This is a genomic window from Bacillus sp. 22475 (assembly GCF_052044835.1).
Classification (GTDB): Bacteria; Bacillota; Bacilli; order Bacillales; family Bacillaceae_G; genus Bacillus_A; species Bacillus_A cereus.
Genome location: NZ_JBQENW010000003.1, coordinates 160,678 through 180,016 on the forward strand (window position 1 = coordinate 160,678; position 19,339 = coordinate 180,016).

Here is a 19,339-nt window from a genome sequence, read left to right on the forward strand (position 1 = left end):
ATTCTTATCCCCTTTATATGTCTCTACTTTCTTATTTGTAAATAAGCACGAATCATAAAGTAACTCACTTCATTCGGAAGCTGTTCTTTAATAGATTTCAGACCACCCTCTGCATTTTGAACGGCAATTTCAATAAGAGATTCATACTCTGATGGAACAAAACTTTGCCACTCTACTTCCATTCCATCCTCGTAGCAGCGAATTAAATGGTTTTCGATTGTTTGTCTTGATAAGTTGCGTTCTTTTGCAATCTCATTCAAATCAATACCTTGTTTATACATTTCATACGTTTCTAAATGAGAATTTGCGGACGCTTTTCCTGACTTTTTACGCTCTGAAACTACTTCTGTCTTAATCGTTTCAGTATAATTTGGATTTTCTTCAATAAAATGCTGAACTGCTTGTAAGAAGTGCGAGCCATATTTCACAAGTTTGTGTTCTCCGATACCTTTTACCGTCAACAATTCGGAATCACTTTGCGGCATTTTCACGCACATATCTTTCAATGTTTGGTCAGAGAAAATAACGAACGGAGGTACACCTTCTCCTTGTGCAATTTCTTTACGTACTTCACGAAGCACTTCAAATAAAGGATGGTCTTGAACAATTTGTCTTGTCTCTACTCGTTCTTTTCGTAAAACATTCTCTTTACCAAGTAATACTTCTTTCCCTTTTTCTGTTACTTTTAACGTCGGATAAGTGCCATGTTCAACTGCAATTAACTCATCTGAAATTAAAAACTCAATAAACTCACTGACCTCTTTTACACTACGGTTCGATAAAAGCCCATACGTTGGTAAAGTATGAAAATTAAATTCAATAACTTTCTTATTTTTCGACCCCGTTAATACTTGCGCTATCATTTGCTTTCCAAAGCGTTGGTTCGTTCTAATCATGCATGATAAAACCATTTGTGATTCCCTTGTCACATCGATGCTCTCGCGATTGTCTGTACAATTACCACAGCGTCCACAATCTTCTTTCGGTTCTTCTCCAAAGTATTGCAAAATGAATGATTGTAAACATTGTTCTGTATGACAGTAATCGGTCATATTTTGCAATTTTTCAAGTTCATTTGAAAAACGTGATTCTCCAGTTGATTGATCAATTAAAAAACGCTGTACTTGTACATCTTGAGAAGAATATAACAATATACATGTGCTATCTAATCCGTCACGACCAGCACGTCCTGCTTCTTGATAGTAACTTTCCATATTTTTTGGAAGCTGATAATGAATTACGTAACGAATATTCGATTTATCAATACCCATCCCGAATGCAGATGTTGCTACCATTACACTTACTTCATCTCGTAAAAAGAGTTCTTGTTGCTCATTTCGATCACTATCACTCATACCAGCGTGATATTTTGATACAGAAACTCCTGCCTTCATTAAATCTTCATATAACTGATCGACTACTTTTCTAGTAGCTGCATATATAATCCCAGATTCCTTTTGATTTTGACGAATATAATCCGCCAAATATGCATTTCGATCTTGCCCTTTAATAACAGAAAACGATAAGTTCTCACGCTCAAACGTTGTCATAATTGTATTTTCTTGATTAATTTCAAGTGTATTACAAATATCATCACGTACTTGCGGTGTTGCTGTTGCTGTTAATGCTAATACGAGCGGCTTTTCTGGAAGATAATCTAATATGCGATGTATATGTAAATAACTTGGACGGAAATCATGTCCCCACTGTGAAATACAGTGTGCTTCATCAATCGCAATCATAGGGATTTTCATATCGATAAGTTGGTCAACAAACTCCATCGAATCAAGACGCTCAGGCGCGACATAAAGTAATTTGTAATGTCCTTGTTTCGCTAATTGAATTCGCTGATTTGCTTCAGCAATAGAAATAGAACTATTAATATATGTAGCTGAAATGCCATTCTGTACCAATGTATCTACTTGATCCTTCATAAGTGATATTAAAGGAGATATAACCAACGTCGTTCCTTCAAATACTAATGCCGGAATTTGATAACAAATTGACTTACCGCCACCCGTTGGCATAATACAAACTGTATCTTTCCCATCTAGTACATTTTTAATTGTTTCATCTTGTCCTCTTCGAAACGAAGAATAACCAAAGTAGGACGCTAAAAGTTCTTGTGCTTTAGTAAACAAAAAAGAGTCACCTGCTTTTCTTTATCTTTCATCTACTTCTATTATATCAATCACTTATGCGACTTGAAAGGGATGGATAAACGCTTATTGTTTTTTCATTATTCTATATTTAATATGAATTAGCATCCGTGTTTTATATGTTTTACAACATTTATAACGTAAATCCAGTACACATGAAGAAAGAGTTTCAATTTAGATGTTCATTTTATTTCCCTTTCTTGAATACTACTAATTGTATACATATAAATTCAGGAGGTTACTATATGAAACATCGTAATATGAGTTCCATCACGGCAAAAAAGAAAACAACACAATTCCAATTCTCTAATAATGATGCGTGGAAATATGAATCATACTATAAGTATCAGCCATTATTCTCTTATAAAAAGCTTTTACATTTTCTTTCTCAATTTTTTAGACGTTAATATATGCGCAAAAAATGTATCATTCACAGAAGTTTTCTCAATATTAAATGTATAGACTTACTACAATTCAGTTGTTACCATATATAATAATCTGTTGGATAAACCCCTTAAGTTGACCTGCTCATATTAGCAGGTCTTTTTCATGATTACATACTAATGTGCACTTCAATCCCACTTCCAAGTCTTTTCTCCATTTTATAACTATATTTAAATCCCAACAATTAATGATAATCATAAATCGTTGGGATTTAAATTGTTCACATATAATTATGCAATTCTTCTTTCTCAATACACAAAACACATTTTACTTGTTACTATAAAAGTACTCCAGATGAGTTTTTGCTCATCGACATTATCTAGTTAATGGGGCCTGCCGCGGGAAGCAGGTCCCTTTGACTTTATGACGGTACCAATTTCATTTGGACACATTTACCAGGTTTTTTCAAAAGAATTTTATGATAACATTACGTAGTCGAGTCCGACATCTCGGCAATACCCTTTTGAGGGTCTGCAACTTCCCTTGCAGACCCTCTTTTACTTTATATTCACTTTATTCATATATACCACAACATCATTCGTTGAATTTCTCCATTTCAAATTCCCTAAAAATAATCTAGGACACGTAACTAAAAATAAATATTTATCATACTTTGAGTTATACATGTTCAAAGGAGTGTTACTATTTATGTATTCTTATTTGCAATCGTATTACTCCCCCTACCATAACCCTTATGTAAACTATGATTTATCCGTACGTAACTACCGAATTAGTAAAAACGAGAATTTTTTAAAAGGGTATATGCGTTCTTTATGGGAACAACACGTCGCTTGGACGAGATTGGCTATTATAAGTATTGTATATAATTTACCAGATGTTAACGTTACTGTTGGACGGCTTCTACAAAACGCAACACATATGGGTCTATCACTTGAACCATTTTACGGTGAGGATGCAGTGAAAAAATATAGTGCATTAATTAAAGATCACTTAGTAATTGCAGCGGATCTTGTTAAAGCCGCAAAAGCTGGTAATCAAAATGCAGCGGCCGCTATAGAGAAAAAATGGTACGCTAATGGTGATGAAATTATTGAATTTCTTAACAGTATCAACCCATATATAGATAAAGAAGAATTTAGAAAAATGTTTTATGAACATTTAGCACTAACGAAAGCAGAAGCACTTGCCTTCCTAAATAAAGATTATGAAGCAGGAGTAAAACTTTACGATAAAATTGAAAAAGAAGCATTAGAAATGGCCGATATGATAACAAACGCAATCGTAAAACAATTCCCGCAAGTATTTCAATAAAGTAAAACTTTAATCAGAGTAGGTATTACTACTAAGTAATACTTGATAAAAATAAGTCGATTTCCAAACATAAATCGGCTTATTTAGTTTTCTCTCCATGATATTTCACCTCTCCTCTTTACATTTAGCTTATATCGATATATTTTATTAATATCCGTTTTTTATAGGAGGAAATAGTTTGATTAACGCGATTGGTCTCGTTTTTATACTTACAAATAAACACGAGAAAAAAAAGAAAGTTTACTTAAATGAAAAATTTGCACTAATAGATATTATTGATTCTAAAGAAGTATTTGATGATGAAGGGAATCCTTTAGTAGAACTAACATGTAAATACAGTATATATTTAGATGAAAAATATTACTGTAAATCTCTCGATGATTATACCGGACAAGTATTTCCTTTCTTAAGTGCAAAAATAGGAAAAGGTCTTCTAAGAAACTTAAACTACTACTTTTCTTACGTTGATGCCTATGATAAGAAACCACCAGTTAAAGAAATAAGACCACTTATGAAACAAGTAACGAACAGATAGCGAAAAATACAAAAAAAAGAAAGCATCTAACTCTAGATGTTTTCTTTTTTATTGAAAACTCATTAACTTTCATCCTCTTCTAAAAGTATGTATCCAAGCATATTTTAAATTAAAAACATTGGAGGATTAGACTAAATGAAATACTCAGAAACAATTATAAGCAAACGACTTCGAATACTTAAACTGACGGGTATGTTTTTCATGCTAGTGTTAATAGCATGGATTGGCTATACAAAATTACTTTATGAAAACGGCTTTCTTCAAGAAAAAAAGAATTCAGTAGAAGTAATGAACACTAGCATTACAGGAGAAATAGAGCAGCTTTTTCATATAAACTTGCAAGGTTATCGAAAAACAAGCCTTGATGCTGTTATAGAAGCAAGCAAAACCGATCCAAGCGAACTATCCCTAATTGAATTGGTCAACAAATCCTGCTCGCGAGATTGCATAGGCGAACCAGTAACATATGTAAACTCAAACAATGGATATATCTTTTATAAGGAATCTAATGGAACTAATGTAGCTATAACGGTTAAAAAGAAAGACACATGGGTAATTGTAAAGAAATCTGTTCAAGATGGATTATAATTCCCCCCCAAAAAAAAGAGTACGTATCGTACTCTTTTTTATTATTAATCCCCTTCCTCTTCATCCCTACAATGGCATTTCGGTTTTGTTTTACAATGACATTTTTCACACTCACATTTCGGTTTCTCTTTGCAACAACATTCGTGAAAATCTCTGCATTTGCATCTACATCTCCCAAACATTAAATCATCCCAAAATTTATTACAATTTCGGGAATGCCCACAATGACAAGTATTCCTCATGAATATACTTCCTCCTAAATAGAATTCATCATATTCTATGTTTGAAAGTATACAAAGGCTTGTATATTAGTCTATTTTCTCCATATCATAAGTAGAGTTAGAAGATTATATAAAAATAAGTCTTATCTCACATTTCACAAATCGGATTTTTTATTCTCTAAATTGTATTAACTTGAATGGTAACACGAACAAAAAAGCATCACCTTTTTGGCGATGCTTAAAAACTCTATTTTACTTTTAGTTCTCTAAATAAAGTTTAAGATCATGGTGACCGAAACTATACCTATATTTCCGCCTCCTCCTTCACTGCCTCTTTTAACCTCTGCAACATATACCCAATTCCTTTACACCCCTCTAGCGGATATGTAATCATTTCTTCTGGATATAACTTTGTCACTACTTTTTTATGCTTCTTCCCTGCTAGTAAGACGATTTCGTCAAACTGTAGTAAACTTTTATCTACCATCTGTTTTTGTAATTTCTCTATACTTATTACCTCATCGTTTTTTGAATCAAATGCAAGATCATAGTTTTTTAATACAATATCATTTGGCCTTAAAAATCCATGTTTCGCTGATAATATAACCCAGTTTTCGAAAAACATGGATGCGTACGCCTGACATGCTTTTCCGAACGGACTAATATATACATCTTTTGCTTCCATCGGTCCGTAGTTTGAATGCTTATCCCAAATTTTCTTTTTTCCACATGGAATTATACATAGCCTTTTCATATATATTTCTACTCCCTTTACTTCAATAAATAAAATCCATTATTTTGTACATTTTTCTCTCGAAATACTATATAATAATTCTGAAAGTTTTAATTACACATTTTACCATATAAGTACTATGGATCACTCTCAATGCAAATATTATAATACCATAAAAATTTTTCTTTTTTCTTCAAAATAATAAAAATAAATTGTAATATTATGATGTATTAATAAAAATTAAAAAGGAGGTTCATAAAAATGAAAAATATTATCCCTGCACTATTAGTCTATTTTATCGTTTGCGTTATTTCCGTTATCATCCCAGCATCTGAAGGCTACAATTATGTCGGCTGGAAGTTATTTGTTGGGCAAGTGTATGCGATACCTATTTTCTTCATTACTGCGATAATCACATTTTATATAAACAAGAAAAAATCTTACGAATAAACAATTGTAAGGATAGCTAACGCTATCCTTATTTTAATTCGTTAATCAAATCTAAAATAGCCCTTGCAGTACTTTGTATCCTTTCTTCCGAAAAGTCAAACGCAACACCTGTATTTATATATATTTCCTGTATAGATAAATTCCAATCTGCACTCGCTCCCTCTTTAAAGAAAGCAATCGCTTTTTCTGGGTCCTCTCGATATATTTGAAACAGTTGCATCGCTCCTATTTGTGCAATTGCGTATTCAATTTTATAAAAAGGAAACTGAACATAGTGAAATGACTCTATCCAGCTTGCACCGATTTCACCTTCTAATCCTGCAATGTCGACTGATGAATATTGATACCTTTTGCATAGTTCGGCATATTTCTTATCACGCTCTTCTGGTGTATGGTTTGGATTTGCATAAAGCCAATGCTGGAATATATCTCCTGCAATTGACGACATTAATAAAGACAGAGCACGATATAATTGTACGCGCTGCACTTCTTTATATTCATCCTCTTGCTTATAAAAAACATTCAACTTATCCATTACTAATAACTCAAGACTGAGTGAATAAAGCTCAGCCACTTCTTCGCGCAGATATCTTTCCTGCATGCTACTATCATTGTTAAATTGTTTATAAAAATGAAATGCATGCCCCAATTCATGTATGAGTGCATTAATTGCATAAAAAGATGGACTAAAATTAGAATACACAAAAACCTCTTTACTATGAGGCAATGTAAAACAAGCAGCTCCTGGTGCTTTATTTCTACGTTCTTCTACGTCAATCAATTCCGCTTTCCCTATATAAATAAATTTCTCATAAAAATATAAATCTGTCGTCCGAAACATTTCTTCCACTCCATCCAATAAATCAATAGCATTTTGGAATGGGACTTTTGGTAAATGACATGGAGAAAGATCCCAAGGGCGATACGTTTTTACACCGAGATTCTTTTTAGAAATACTTCCTAACTGTTTCCAAATTGGTACAACATACTTTTCTATAGATTCATGGAGCTTATAGCAATCTTCAATACTGTAATCTCTATTTTTTTGTTTAAAAGCATATTCACTATAATTATGAAACCCTGCATTTAAAGCGAGCTCATTCCGTAATTGTACGAGCTCATTCATAATACAATCTATTTCCATTTTCACTGCACTTCTTGCTTTACATAAAGCGTACCAAGCTTTTTCACGAATAACTCTATTGGGGTTATCTAGCTTTGCTTTAACGTATGCATACGTCTTTTGCTCCCCCTCCCAATTAATTGTTATGTTAGACATTACTTCTCTATACTTCGTAATAAGTTCTTGCTCTTTAATAGAAAGTGCAATGTTTTTTTCATTAAACATTTTACTTTTTGCCAATCTTAATTTTTTCATAAATCCATATTTTTGCTCATCTAATAAATCGGAAAACTGACACTCTCTAAATTTCTGGTCAAATTTTGCATTGTATCTTTTTAATAGTGGTTGAATTGTATTTTGATTATACATATGTAAATTACGTTTATTTCTGTCATTTGTATCTCTATACGTGGCGATTAAACTACTTGTAATCTCCTCTTCTATTTCAGCGTTTACACGTAGTTCCTCTAAAAGCCAATTTTCTAATTCTAAAACAGAATTAATATTTCGCTCTAAAAGTGACTGTAATTTACTTTCCAAATCATTAAGCATACACAAGCCTCCTATTTTAAAATTAAAATTTTCTGTTTTTTAGAGAAAGAAAAAGGACAAGCAGCCAATCCGACTACTTGTCCTTTTTGTTAAATCATACTCAATAATATTAAGCTTGGAATGCTTCTGTTAATACTGGTACGATTTGTTTTTTACGAGATACAACACCTTTTAAAGTAGCTGTGTTGTTTTCTAGTGATACGTTGTATGCTTTCTCAACAACGTTTGCTGCTTTACCGATCGCAAGACCGACAGAATCGTTAGTTAAGATATCAGTTACAACGAATAAGAATAGGTCTAAACCTTTCTCTTCTACTACTGCAGAGATTACTTTTTCAAGTTCCGCTTGGTGTACAAGAACGTCGTTTGTATCAACAGCGTTTACTTGTGCGATTTCAACTTTCGCATTACCCATTTGGAATTCTTTAGCGTCAAGAGAGATTAATTGCTCCATTGTTTTTCCGCTTAAGTCAGCACCAGCTTTTAACATTTCTAAGCCGTAGCTATCAGCATCTACACCAGCGATTTCCGCTAATTCACGAGCAGCTGCTACGTCTTGTTCTGTGCAAGTTGGAGATTTGAATAGTAAAGAATCTGAAATAATTGCAGATAACATTAAACCTGCAACTTCTTTACGAATTGTAACGCCATTTTCTTTGTACATTTTGTTTAAGATTGTAGCTGTACATCCAACTGGCTCACAACGATAGTATATAGGATCGCTTGTTTCAAAGTTAGCAATACGGTGATGGTCAATAACTTCTAACACACGAACTGATTCGATATCGTTAGCACTTTGTTGACGCTCGTTATGGTCAACTAAAATAACGTTGTCCACTTCGCTTGCTACTGTCTCAACAAAATGCGGTCCTTCTACTTTAAAATAGTCTAACGCAAATTGAGTTTCACCGCTGATTTCGCCTAAACGTACAGGCTCAGCATTCATTCCTAATTCTTTTTTCAATTCTGCATAAGCAATTGCAGAACAAATTGCATCTGTATCTGGGTTTTTATGCCCGAAAACTAGTACTTTTTCCATGTTTTCCACCTCTTCATGAAAAGGATATCTTAAAGAAGCAAATATGACAATATTTAAAGCATATTTTTTTATAAATAATTGCACTTTCTTCTATATTTTTCATCATTTTCATAAAAAAAATCATCTAAAATGAATTAGATGATCGAAATATATGTTTCAATTAAAATAGTGTAGGAGTTTGCACTACGTTGTTAAAAGCGAAATTTGAAGCTAAGCCATTATTCACAAGGTTTACATCTATAACTTGATAAAACGCATTTCCAGTGTCTGCAATTTCCCAAACAGCTAAAATAAGATGGTATCCACTACGGTCAGTTGGTACATTTGCTTCGTGCATTACTGTTGTCCCTGGTCTAGCTCCACCGTCATTTTTCACATAGAATGGCACTAAATCTAAATCTGATCGCGTTAAAGGTTTATTTGGATTCCAACCTTTTTTCGTAATATAATATTTCCACTCTTTTGTACTATGAGGAGCCGTTAGTTTCCACTTGAATGTATTCGTTCCGCCATTTAACGTAACTTTCTTCCACCTATCTACAGTTTGAACATCTAAAGCGGGAAAATGACCAGCCCCTGCAATTTGTCCATCAGAAGGTCCGAGTTGCGGAAATCCACCTATCCCTTCTACACTTTGTGGTTCATATTGAATCGGTCCACAATTTACATTTACCCCTTGCTTACATAAATAAGATCGGCTCGCTGGTGATTCTACATATCCATGAGCTGAAGCCTTTTCTGAAAATCCAAATGTTAATAATCCCGTAAGTAATACGCCACCACTTAAAATAACTTTCTTCATCTTTTGTAAACTATTCTTTTTCATTCTTTCATCCCCTTCCAATAATAAAGCGAAAATAACTATAGTTGCCTAGTCATCTTCTCTACATTTATTATAAGACGAGAATCATTACTAAAAGAACCCTCTAAAAACTTTCTCAAATTCATTTAGTGCGGTAAATGGATTATATCAATAAATTTATTTAACACCGCCAAAAAAATATAGACGGTGTTAAAATAGTTTCTTATTATTCAGTATGATAACCTTTTAATCACAATTTATATGCATTTATAATAAAGAACCGTAGCATCTAACTTTCCATTCGGAGAAATTGCATACCCTGGTATTGTTCCAACTTCTTGGTAGTCTAGTGATTTGTACAATTTATTGGAAGGATCTCCTTCTCTAGTATCTAATACTAAAAGAGACCTGTTTTCTTGCTTTGCTCGTTCCTCTGCTTTTTGCATAAGCGATCGTCCAATACCGTTACGTCTAAAGTTTGGGTGAGTCATTAATTTACAAATCTCGGCTCTATGAATTCCGTTAGGCTTTGTAACTAATTGTAATTGAATACTCCCTGCTACTTCGTTGTTTATTTTAGCCACATACAATATCACTTCTGGCGCTAATACTGTTTGCCAATACTTTGTTGCGTCTTTTTGTTCCAGTGGAGGCAAAAAACCAATTGATGCCCCATCATTTACAACCATTTTCAAAAGTTTCGAAAGTTCTTCCATATCATTTTCTAGTTTCTTAATTTCTTCAATTACTAAATTTCGCATTACTTTTCCCCCTTTTGTTTCATTGTAACAATTTTTAAAGAAGGAATAATGAAATAATAAGATGAATTTATATTAAGATATGATTTTTTTTGAAAGGATAACGATATGAAATATATATTAGATAGAACGTACGCAAAAGAATTACTCGAATGGGCATATGAACAAAACCCGGGCCCTTGGTTTGAACATTCACTACATGTTGCTCATGCAACTGAAAACATAATTATAGAACTTATAAAAAAAGGGTACAAGCTAGATGCTGACATAGCATATAACGCTGCCCTTTTGCATGATATCGGAAGATACAAAGGTTTTACCAAATCGGTCATTCATTCCTATGATGGTTATATGTATATGAATGATTTAGGATATACAGGAAACGCCATTATTTGTGTGACACACTCATTTCCCTGTAAAAATGAACATATAGATATCGCAGCGGAATGGAGTCTCGTTCCTGACCATATGAAAAGCCGGTTAGTTGCAATATTGAATGAACATAGTAACTACGACTTATATAATAAAGTAATTACTCTTTGTGACGCTCTTGCTGACGCAGATGGCTTTACTACGCTGGAAAGAAGATTAATTTCCGTTGGTTTGCGCCATGGTACAACATCTCATACATCTTTACATTGGAAAGGGTTTTATGCGATTAAGAAAGAATTAGAAGCTTTAATCGGTAAGAGTATATACACAGTTCTTCCTGATGTAGGAAAATCTATTTATGAAGATATAGAATATTAAATTGAATACAAATTGAAAACGATAAAAATTGAACCCATCCTAGATAATTTTTATACTCAAATTTAATTTCACATAAAAAACGTTTTAAACATAAAGTTTAAAACGTTTTTTATTCAATGCTTTTGATTTTTCAGTTCTGTTAAACACTCTTGCACTAAAGTTACCGCTTGACTCATCGCAGCTCCGCCAGCAAATGCTGCTGAAACACCACATGCTTCCAGAATCTCTTTATCCGAACATCCTTGATCAAGACAACCTTTTGTATGATAAATTGTACAATACTCATCTTGCGTTGCTAAACTAATACCTAATGCAATAAGTTGTTTTTCTCTTTTTGTTAAAGCACCCTCTTGAAAACAAGCTTGCGTGAACGCATTATATGTCTCAGCGATTTCAGGAATTTGATTTGTAAAACTACCTATACCTTCTTTATAATGATGTAGAATATCATTTATCGAACTATGTTGCTCATGTTCCATCTTATTCCCTCCAGTCATATTATCCATACCTATTGTAGTATGCGATGAAATGGAGGCAATATACCTTCTTTTAAATTAAGAATTTTCAGTTAATTTATGTTATAATTTTAAATTATCATCTACAATAACTTTTTCTCTAAAACTTTTTCTTTCAACCTCTTTACTTCTTTCTTCCCAAAATGTTAATCCTTCAATCCCCACATTTTTAGGATTAAATACTGGATCTTTCCCTTCTTTTTTCTGCGTTTCATAGTCTTTTAACACTTTTAATGCGATTTTACTTAATAATAGAATCGCGATTAAGTTTAACCATGCCATACTACCGATTCCTAAATCTCCGAGATTCCATAAAAGCGATGCTGATTCAACACTACCGATGTAAACCATAATTAAAAATCCAAATTTTAAAACTGGTTTTAACCAGCCATACTTCAATTGACGATCTAAATAAGTAAGTGTCGTTTCAGCAATATAGTAATAAGCGAGTAACGTTGTAAATGCAAAAAAGAAAATTGCAATTGAAATAAATATTGGACCAAACCCTGTCATCACAGTTTCAACTGCTTGTTGCGTATAAATTGGACCTGCTTCCACATTTCCTATGTTTTTTACAATAGCGCTTTTCCCTTCAGGTATAACATTATACATACCTGTAATTAATATCATAAGAGCTGTCGCTGTACATACGACAATTGTATCGATATATACGGAAAACGCTTGAACTAATCCTTGTTTTGCAGGATGCGATACTTCAGCAGCAGCCGAACTATACGTCGCTTCTCCGACACCAGCAACGTTTGAAAATACAGCGCGTTTTACACCCCATGCAATAGCTGCACCAACAATTCCACCAAACATTTCATTTACACCAAATGCGCTAGAGAAAATTAAAGCAAACATACTTGGAATCTCCGTTACATTCGCAATTAATATGATACATGTAACAATTACATAACCAATTGCCATAAATGGAACAAGCATTTGAGAAACGCCAGCAATTCTCTTTACACCACCAAAAATAATTGCTGCTAGTAACACGACTAAAAATATACCAGTTATATATTTGTTAATACCATTAGAGTTTTCGAATCCAACTGCGATACTACTAGATTGAATACCTGGTAATAACATGCCATATGAAAGTGTTACAACTACCGCTACAATGACTGCAAACCATTTCATTTTTAAACCTTTCTCAATGAAATATGGAGTACCGCCACGATATTCATTCCCTACTTTACTTTTGTATACTTGAGATAATGTTGATTCAACAAACGCACTCGCTGCCCCTAACAAAGCCATTACCCACATCCAAAATACAGCTCCAGGCCCGCCGAAAGCGATCGCTGTCGCTACCCCTGCAATATTACCAATTCCAACTCTTCCTGATAAGGCTAAACAAAATGCCTGAAAAGATGATATTCCCGTCTCGGAACTCTTTCCTTCAAATAATAGTTTAATCATCTCTTTAAAATAACGAATTTGCAAAAAACGTGTTGCAATCGTGAAATATACGCCTGCCCCTAATGCAAAAACAACTAAACCGATACTCCACACTTGCCCTACTAACCATTCTACTAAATTCTCCATCCAAATCCCCCTTATCATTCTTTGGAAAAGCAATTTTGTATATAAGAAAACGGACAACTATTATCAAACTTTCTAGTTGTCCGCATCTTTCATTATTTCATCCCTCAATTTTTGTCAGTAAAACACCCTATTACTTTATATTTACCCAAACACTTTTCACTTCTGTATAATTATCAAGCGCATATGAACCTAATTCGCGGCCAATACCAGATTGTTTGTATCCACCAAATGGTGCAGCTGCATTTTCTAAGTTATAATCATTAATCCACACTGTTCCTGCTTTTAATTTATTTGCCACTTGATGACCCGTTTTGATATTTTGCGTCCATACACCCGCAGCAAGGCCATAGGATGAGTTGTTCGCTCGTTCAATTACTTCTTCTGTCGAATCAAATGGAAGTACAACAACAACTGGTCCAAATATTTCTTCCTTAACGATTGTCATATCGTCTGTAACATCTGTGAATACAGTTGGTTTAACGAAATAACCTTTTTCAAGCGCACGTTCGCCACCAGCCGCAACTGTAGCACCTTCTTTCTTCCCTTGCTCAATGTAATGTAACACACGCTCTTGTTGTTTCTTAGATACGAGTGGACCCATTTCCGTTCCTTTCTCCATACCTGCTCCAAGTTTTACGTTGTTCGCCATTTTCACAAGTGCATCTACTACAGTTTCATAATGTTTACGATGAACAAATACACGTGATCCTGCGCTACAATTTTGACCGTGATTATACATAATACCTTGGAATGCACCATTAATTGCTTCTTCCAAGTCCGCATCTTCTAAAATGATATTTGGTGATTTGCCGCCAAGCTCTAACGTTACATGCTTAATCATTTCTGCAGACTGACGCATAATATACTTTCCTGTAACAGTAGATCCTGTAAAAGCAACTTTATCAATGTCATGATGATTTACAATTGCTGCTCCTGCTTCAGGACCAAAGCCTGGTACAAAGTTTACAACACCGTTTGGAAATCCAGCCTCTTTAAAGAGTTTTGCTGTATATAGTAAGGATAAAGGTGTTTGCTCTGCTGGTTTTAATACGATCGTACAACCTGTCGCCAGTGCAGCTCCCATTTTCCAAGAAGACATAACGAGCGGAAAGTTCCACGGAATAATCTGACCTACAACACCTACAGGTTCATGTCTCGTGTAATTTAAGTAATCTTTTGAAATTGGGATTGTTTGCCCAATAATTTTTGTAGCCCATCCTGCGTAATAACGATAATTTTCTACAGTCGCTGAAATATCATCATCAAGTGCTACTTGATATGGCTTTCCATTATCTAAAGCTTCTAGTTGCGCTAATTCTTCTCTATGTTCTTCAATTAAATCTGCTAACTTATAAATAAGATGCGCTCTTTCAGCAGTAGTCATTTCTGCCCACGGACCAGATTTAAATGCAGATCTTGCTGCTTTTACTGCAGCATCAATATCCTCTTCTTGCGCTTCACATACGACTGCTAGAACATCTTCTGTTGCTGGATTGTATGTTTCAAACGTCTTTCCGCCAATAGCAGAAACAAATTCGCCATTAATAAACATTTTAATTTCTTCATTTAAAAACGCTTCCACTTTTGGTTTCAGCTCAATATTTGTCTTTAACATTATGTTCTCCTCCTTATTTAAACAGCTGCATGAGCTGCAATATTTGATAAAATCGTTTGAAGCTTTTGATCTTCGTCAACAGTTAATCCTAGTCTTGGATAGCGAGAAGGTCCTCCCGCTTGCCCATGTAATTCCATGGAACGTTTAACGATTTGAACATATTTCCCTGATCCTTCAAGAAACTCGCAAAGTGGTAAAATAGCATCGTTTATTTCCCACGCCTTTTCTAATTCACCATTTTGAAAATGCTCATACATTTTTGTAACGAGACCGGGAACGATATTTCCTGCTACTGAAACCCATCCCGAAGCACCAACTAAATATGATTCCATAACTAAATCTTCAGAACCACAGAAGACTTGGAAAGCCCCTTCACTTTGTCTTACTAAATCTCTCGCTTTTCGAATATCTCCGCTAGATTCTTTAATATGTGTAACATTTTCACACTCTTTTCCAATACGGAGCATTAGCTCTGTACTCATATCGACACCAGAAGTAAATGGGTTATTGTATAGCATAATTGGTATATTTACAGAGTTTGAGATTTCTTTAAAATGAAAATAAATCTCCTCTTCCTTCGGTTTACAATAGTAAGAGTTTATAATTAATGCACAATCCGCTCCGTGCGCTTCTGCATGTTTCGTATATTCAATTGTTTCTTTTGTGGTCTCTGCTGCAGTTCCAACAATGACTGGAATACGGCCATCAATTTCTTTCAACACAGTTTCTACCATTTTAAATCGTTCTTCTTTTGATAAACTTACAAACTCTCCTGTACTTCCATTAATGATAATACCTGCAACCTTTTGTTCGATAAAGTAATTTACATTTTGTTTTACCCCATCCCAATTAATTTCCTGAAATTCATCCATCGGTGTTATTAATACTGGAAATGCCCCTTTAATTTTTTGCATATTTATCTCTCCCTATCACATTTTATTTTAATAAGAATCCTGCCGGAAACGGATCCGTAGGGTCTAATAGAAACGTCTGCATCCCTGTAATAAATCCTCTACTTTCAAAACGGAAAATGTATCCTAGTTCCTCCTTCTTCACTTTTTCCACAGTTATAAAACTATTAAATATATTTTCATTTTTAAAAGGTTTATCCGCCATATAATCATTTTTAAATAATGCATGAACATAGGAAACGATAGTAGAAACAAAACCTGGCGAACGTACGATAAAGTTATCTTCATGAAATGTAATCGACTTTATATGGTTCTTTTCTTTTTGCGAAGGATCTACTAAAATAAGCCTTTTTATTAGCGACTGTTTTTGTATAGCCTGAAGTGTAGCTTCTCCCCATCTTTTCAATTCTGAAATGTTTTCAACACGAATTTCTGGCGAATACGCACCTTTTTCTACAACTGCATATACTTTATCTGCTTGTATGAGAGAATAACTTACATTACCAACCTGTAAATTTTCCTCAATCAAATAGCAAAGTTTGCTTTCAAACGAAACAGATATAACTTCATCATTCTCTACATACGCATGAACTAAAAATATTCCAGATAACGTTTCAATTTTGTATTGATTGGACTCTCTCTTTTTTAAATACCCACTTTCGAGTAACATCGTTATTACCGCAACAATGCCCCCATAATGAAGCGGAATCGAACCTTCATAATTAAAAAATAATACAGCTGCATCCACTTCATTATGGATAGATGGAACAACAATACACCCATTCAAACCAATAAAACCACGTGGTTCATTTAATAAAAGCTTCATCTCTTCTGCTAATTCACCTGAAAATTGTTCATTTAATTGCTCCAAACTGTAGTAGTATTTGCATGGTACGTCTTTCATTACACGAAATGCCTCGCCATTTACATGTACGTCTACTGCTGTATACATTTTTTGAATGTTCATTTTATATCCTCCGTTTCATGTTCCATCGGCGGAATTAGCAAAAATCCTTCTTTGAGTGGATCCATTTCATTGTAAAAAAATTTATGCATACCCATAAGCCAAGCTGATCCCGTAATTTTCGTTATGACAGCTTCAATATTTTCAACATGTGTCGTATTCACGACATTTCCTTTAAATAAAGAACCAACGATACTCTCATGAATGAACTCTTCACCAATTTTGATTTCTTTCTGAGCGTATAATACAGCTAGCTTCGCAGATGTTCCTGTACCGCATGGGGATCGATCTATTCCGCCTGGTGGTACAACAACTGTATTTTTCACATGCGCACATTCATGAGTAGCATCTGTATAAAATTCAACATGTGTTAATCCTCTAATAAACGAATACTCTGGATGAATGATTTCAAACTTCTCATTAATTGTGTTTCTTATATGAATCGCCTTATCGATGATTGTAGATGCATTTTCTGGTACTAATTCTAGGCCTACTGACTTCGCATCAATAATGGCATAAAAATTCCCTCCATACGCAATATCAGCCTCTACAGTTCCAATGTCTTTCACTTGTACAGTAATATTTTTCAATAAAAAAGCTGGTATGTTACAGAAAGATACCTCTTTTGCTTTTCCATCTTGAACAGCAATATCTACTTCCACTAAGCCAGCCGGGGTATCTAGTTTTAAAGAAGTAATCGGTTCAACTACTGGAATTAAACCTGATTCAACTAACGCTGTACATACACCGATTGTATCGTGACCGCACATCGGTAAGTATCCACCTGTCTCTATGTATATAACACCTATATCAGCCTCAGGATTACATGGGTCTGTTAATAATGCCCCTGACATTACATCATGACCACGCGGTTCATTCATTAACAATTTTCGAATCCAATCATATTCCTTTTTCATATGTAACATCTTCTCTGCCATCGTCTCTCCAATCAACTTTGGAAGTCCGCTAATTAATGTCCTCGTTGGATTCCCGCCCGTATGTGTATCAATAGTCGTAAAGACTCTTTGTGACCTCATCCGTTTAACACCCTTTCTGTAAAACGACTCAAACGAAGTGGTTCAATAGGAATAATTGTCTCTTTTTCATTTAATAACTCTTCAATTACTTTCCCAGTAACTGCTGCAAGACTAATCCCATCCCCTTCATGTCCAGCGGCAATGAAATAATTCGGAATATGTTCCACTCGTGAAATAATCGGCAAATGATCTTCTGTCCACGGACGTAAACCAGCGTAAGAACGAATTACCATCATATCTGCCATTTTCGGATAAAAGCGAATCGCTCTATTTGCGATACATTTAATGACTTCATTGTTTATTCTCGTATGAAACCCTACAAATTCACGACTACTTCCAATTAAGAAATTTTGACTTTCAGTAGGCTCAAATACGAGCGCAACCCCGTATTTTTCAGTTAAAGCATCTACTTTTCTTTTTCCGCCAAATTTAGAAATTAAATAACCGAATTCCATTACTTTACGGCATCCTACATGTTGTTGCCTTGATGCTACTATAATATGCCCTTTTCTCGGTTCAATTGGTATATTTACATTTAACATCTGACCAATCTTAGGAGCCCACACACCGGCTGCATTTACAACTTGTTTTGCTGTAAAAGTACCATTCGTAGTTTCTACAACAAATGAACCATTCGTCTCTATTTTCATACTCTTTACTTCGGTCTGCTTAAAGGCTTTTGCGCCAAACTTTTCTGCCTCTGACAGAAGCGAGAAAGCAAGGAGATATGGATTCACAGTTGAATCCGTCGCACATTCTAAACCGCCTAATAAATCATCAGCAAAAAAAGTCGACTCTTCTCTTATATCTTGCCTATCAAGCATTCGAAACGGTAATCCAGCTTTTTTTTGCCGATTTACCCATTGCTGTGCAGCCTCCATCTCTTCGTCTGACTCACATACGAGAATACTTCCTGGTGCCCTATATTCAAATGAATGCTCTAATTCTTCACTTAAATCAGTTACTAATTTTTGACTTACTAAAGACATTTGACTATCAAACCCTGGGTCTTTATCAATGGCCAAAATATTCCCATCACACCGTGAAGACGTCCCGCTGACAAATTCTCCTTTTTCAATGATTGTTACGTCTCTTCCGTATTTTGAAGTGTAATAAGCGATAGAACACCCTATTATTCCACCACCTATAATTAAAACGTCGCAGTGCCTCACAATATACTCCTCCTTTCTCTAAACCTCTCACTTTCTTTTATGCAATTGACGTGCCAATTCTGCACATATACAATTTCCATAAACAATATTTTTATTTGTAAAAATAATTCAAATTTATAGTAAATAGGTGTATTATTTTTTTATC

20 protein-coding genes are annotated in these 19,339 nt (G+C 34.4%); 6 read left to right on the forward strand and 14 right to left on the reverse strand.

Annotated elements, in window-relative coordinates; all coding sequences use genetic code 11:
* Positions 1 to 23: 23 nt before the first annotated feature.
* Positions 24 to 2,141 (reverse strand): DNA helicase RecQ, encoded by a 2,118-nt coding sequence (recQ, locus tag ACTJJY_RS07090; protein WP_098125771.1) that lies wholly within the window; start codon positions 2,139 to 2,141, stop codon positions 24 to 26.
* Between the two features lie 263 nt (positions 2,142 to 2,404).
* Here recQ and ACTJJY_RS07095 point away from each other — a divergent pair, with 263 nt between their 5' ends.
* The 4 genes from ACTJJY_RS07095 to ACTJJY_RS07110 all read left to right on the forward strand — a co-directional run bounded on the left by ACTJJY_RS07095 (position 2,405) and on the right by ACTJJY_RS07110 (position 4,998).
* Complete coding sequence (locus ACTJJY_RS07095; protein ID WP_016081284.1) at positions 2,405 to 2,566, forward strand: hypothetical protein; 162 nt, start codon at positions 2,405 to 2,407, stop codon at positions 2,564 to 2,566.
* Positions 2,567 to 3,251: 685 nt separating this feature from the next.
* A complete protein-coding gene (locus ACTJJY_RS07100; protein WP_440605308.1) occupies positions 3,252 to 3,875 on the forward strand; it encodes an acetylglutamate kinase in 624 nt (207 codons plus the stop codon).
* A 178-nt stretch (positions 3,876 to 4,053) separates the two neighbouring features.
* Entirely contained in the window at positions 4,054 to 4,410 is a 357-nt protein-coding gene (locus ACTJJY_RS07105) for a hypothetical protein (protein ID WP_000606231.1), read from the forward strand.
* 135 nt (positions 4,411 to 4,545) lie between these two features.
* Positions 4,546 to 4,998, forward strand: a complete 453-nt coding sequence (locus tag ACTJJY_RS07110; RefSeq protein ID WP_000877567.1) for a hypothetical protein — start codon at positions 4,546 to 4,548, stop codon at positions 4,996 to 4,998.
* Here the strand turns inward: ACTJJY_RS07110 and ACTJJY_RS07115 are convergent.
* Positions 4,943 to 5,176, reverse strand: coding sequence for a hypothetical protein (locus tag ACTJJY_RS07115; protein ID WP_247610939.1), 234 nt, complete (start codon positions 5,174 to 5,176; stop codon positions 4,943 to 4,945). The two genes, ACTJJY_RS07110 and ACTJJY_RS07115, sit on opposite strands and share 56 nt — an antisense overlap.
* Positions 5,177 to 5,523: 347 nt before the next feature.
* A complete protein-coding gene (locus ACTJJY_RS07120; RefSeq protein ID WP_144465264.1) occupies positions 5,524 to 5,973 on the reverse strand; it encodes a DUF6884 domain-containing protein in 450 nt (149 codons plus the stop codon).
* 240 nt (positions 5,974 to 6,213) lie between these two features.
* Here ACTJJY_RS07120 and ACTJJY_RS07125 point away from each other — a divergent pair, with 240 nt between their 5' ends.
* Complete coding sequence (locus ACTJJY_RS07125; protein ID WP_000789485.1) at positions 6,214 to 6,402, forward strand: DUF4017 family protein; 189 nt, start codon at positions 6,214 to 6,216, stop codon at positions 6,400 to 6,402.
* A gap of 28 nt (positions 6,403 to 6,430) precedes the next feature.
* On the opposite strand, the gene ACTJJY_RS07130 is transcribed toward ACTJJY_RS07125, so the two are convergent.
* The 4 genes from ACTJJY_RS07130 to ACTJJY_RS07145 all read right to left on the reverse strand — a co-directional run bounded on the left by ACTJJY_RS07130 (position 6,431) and on the right by ACTJJY_RS07145 (position 10,679).
* Positions 6,431 to 8,077 (reverse strand): M3 family oligoendopeptidase, encoded by a 1,647-nt coding sequence (locus ACTJJY_RS07130; protein WP_440605309.1) that lies wholly within the window; start codon positions 8,075 to 8,077, stop codon positions 6,431 to 6,433.
* A 109-nt stretch (positions 8,078 to 8,186) separates the two neighbouring features.
* Positions 8,187 to 9,116 (reverse strand): manganese-dependent inorganic pyrophosphatase, encoded by a 930-nt coding sequence (gene ppaC, locus ACTJJY_RS07135; RefSeq protein ID WP_440605310.1) that lies wholly within the window; start codon positions 9,114 to 9,116, stop codon positions 8,187 to 8,189.
* Positions 9,117 to 9,276: 160 nt separating this feature from the next.
* Entirely contained in the window at positions 9,277 to 9,942 is a 666-nt protein-coding gene (locus ACTJJY_RS07140; protein ID WP_089171237.1) for a lytic polysaccharide monooxygenase, read from the reverse strand.
* A gap of 233 nt (positions 9,943 to 10,175) precedes the next feature.
* The gene (locus ACTJJY_RS07145; protein ID WP_023522191.1) at positions 10,176 to 10,679 is read right to left on the reverse strand and encodes a GNAT family N-acetyltransferase; all 504 of its coding nucleotides are present in this window, start codon (positions 10,677 to 10,679) and stop codon (positions 10,176 to 10,178) included.
* A 105-nt stretch (positions 10,680 to 10,784) separates the two neighbouring features.
* On the opposite strand from ACTJJY_RS07145, the gene ACTJJY_RS07150 reads away from it, so the two are divergent.
* Positions 10,785 to 11,426, forward strand: a complete 642-nt coding sequence (locus tag ACTJJY_RS07150; protein ID WP_097920591.1) for an HD domain-containing protein — start codon at positions 10,785 to 10,787, stop codon at positions 11,424 to 11,426.
* Between the two features lie 113 nt (positions 11,427 to 11,539).
* On the opposite strand, the gene ACTJJY_RS07155 is transcribed toward ACTJJY_RS07150, so the two are convergent.
* From ACTJJY_RS07155 to ACTJJY_RS07185, 7 genes are all read right to left on the reverse strand, one after another.
* Positions 11,540 to 11,932 carry a carboxymuconolactone decarboxylase family protein gene (locus ACTJJY_RS07155; RefSeq protein WP_001999958.1) on the reverse strand — a complete coding sequence of 131 codons (393 nt, stop codon included), beginning with the start codon at positions 11,930 to 11,932 and terminating at the stop codon, positions 11,540 to 11,542.
* A gap of 72 nt (positions 11,933 to 12,004) precedes the next feature.
* Complete coding sequence (locus tag ACTJJY_RS07160) at positions 12,005 to 13,495, reverse strand: alanine/glycine:cation symporter family protein (protein WP_440605311.1); 1,491 nt, start codon at positions 13,493 to 13,495, stop codon at positions 12,005 to 12,007.
* A 130-nt stretch (positions 13,496 to 13,625) separates the two neighbouring features.
* Entirely contained in the window at positions 13,626 to 15,110 is a 1,485-nt protein-coding gene (locus tag ACTJJY_RS07165) for an aldehyde dehydrogenase family protein (protein WP_000920978.1), read from the reverse strand.
* Positions 15,111 to 15,127: 17 nt separating this feature from the next.
* The gene (gene dapA, locus ACTJJY_RS07170; RefSeq protein ID WP_001169449.1) at positions 15,128 to 16,024 is read right to left on the reverse strand and encodes a 4-hydroxy-tetrahydrodipicolinate synthase; all 897 of its coding nucleotides are present in this window, start codon (positions 16,022 to 16,024) and stop codon (positions 15,128 to 15,130) included.
* A 22-nt stretch (positions 16,025 to 16,046) separates the two neighbouring features.
* On the reverse strand, positions 16,047 to 16,988 hold the full coding sequence (locus tag ACTJJY_RS07175; protein WP_440605312.1) for a proline racemase family protein: 942 nt from the start codon (positions 16,986 to 16,988) through the stop codon (positions 16,047 to 16,049).
* Positions 16,985 to 18,022 carry a proline racemase family protein gene (locus tag ACTJJY_RS07180; RefSeq protein ID WP_144465265.1) on the reverse strand — a complete coding sequence of 346 codons (1,038 nt, stop codon included), beginning with the start codon at positions 18,020 to 18,022 and terminating at the stop codon, positions 16,985 to 16,987. The genes ACTJJY_RS07175 and ACTJJY_RS07180 overlap by 4 nt, the downstream gene beginning before the upstream one ends.
* On the reverse strand, positions 18,019 to 19,194 hold the full coding sequence (locus tag ACTJJY_RS07185) for an NAD(P)/FAD-dependent oxidoreductase (RefSeq protein ID WP_089171242.1): 1,176 nt from the start codon (positions 19,192 to 19,194) through the stop codon (positions 18,019 to 18,021). The genes ACTJJY_RS07180 and ACTJJY_RS07185 overlap by 4 nt, the downstream gene beginning before the upstream one ends.
* Positions 19,195 to 19,339: the final 145 nt, after the last annotated feature.

What these genes read in the sequence shown, in the direction of transcription:
- ACTJJY_RS07095 (WP_016081284.1), top strand. Translation starts at nt 2,405, where the DNA reads ATGAAACATCGTAATATGAGTTCCATCACGGCAAAAAAGAAAACAACA.
- ACTJJY_RS07100 (WP_440605308.1), top strand. Translation starts at nt 3,252, where the DNA reads ATGTATTCTTATTTGCAATCGTATTACTCCCCCTACCATAACCCTTAT.
- ACTJJY_RS07110 (WP_000877567.1), top strand. Translation starts at nt 4,546, where the DNA reads ATGAAATACTCAGAAACAATTATAAGCAAACGACTTCGAATACTTAAA.
- ACTJJY_RS07120 (WP_144465264.1), bottom strand. Translation starts at nt 5,973, where the DNA reads ATGAAAAGGCTATGTATAATTCCATGTGGAAAAAAGAAAATTTGGGAT.
- ACTJJY_RS07125 (WP_000789485.1), top strand. Translation starts at nt 6,214, where the DNA reads ATGAAAAATATTATCCCTGCACTATTAGTCTATTTTATCGTTTGCGTT.
- ACTJJY_RS07130 (WP_440605309.1), bottom strand. Translation starts at nt 8,077, where the DNA reads ATGCTTAATGATTTGGAAAGTAAATTACAGTCACTTTTAGAGCGAAAT.
- ppaC (WP_440605310.1), bottom strand. Translation starts at nt 9,116, where the DNA reads ATGGAAAAAGTACTAGTTTTCGGGCATAAAAACCCAGATACAGATGCA.
- ACTJJY_RS07140 (WP_089171237.1), bottom strand. Translation starts at nt 9,942, where the DNA reads ATGAAAAAGAATAGTTTACAAAAGATGAAGAAAGTTATTTTAAGTGGT.
- ACTJJY_RS07145 (WP_023522191.1), bottom strand. Translation starts at nt 10,679, where the DNA reads ATGCGAAATTTAGTAATTGAAGAAATTAAGAAACTAGAAAATGATATG.
- ACTJJY_RS07150 (WP_097920591.1), top strand. Translation starts at nt 10,785, where the DNA reads ATGAAATATATATTAGATAGAACGTACGCAAAAGAATTACTCGAATGG.
- ACTJJY_RS07155 (WP_001999958.1), bottom strand. Translation starts at nt 11,932, where the DNA reads ATGGATAATATGACTGGAGGGAATAAGATGGAACATGAGCAACATAGT.
- ACTJJY_RS07160 (WP_440605311.1), bottom strand. Translation starts at nt 13,495, where the DNA reads ATGGAGAATTTAGTAGAATGGTTAGTAGGGCAAGTGTGGAGTATCGGT.
- ACTJJY_RS07165 (WP_000920978.1), bottom strand. Translation starts at nt 15,110, where the DNA reads ATGTTAAAGACAAATATTGAGCTGAAACCAAAAGTGGAAGCGTTTTTA.
- dapA (WP_001169449.1), bottom strand. Translation starts at nt 16,024, where the DNA reads ATGCAAAAAATTAAAGGGGCATTTCCAGTATTAATAACACCGATGGAT.
- ACTJJY_RS07175 (WP_440605312.1), bottom strand. Translation starts at nt 16,988, where the DNA reads ATGAACATTCAAAAAATGTATACAGCAGTAGACGTACATGTAAATGGC.
- ACTJJY_RS07180 (WP_144465265.1), bottom strand. Translation starts at nt 18,022, where the DNA reads ATGAGGTCACAAAGAGTCTTTACGACTATTGATACACATACGGGCGGG.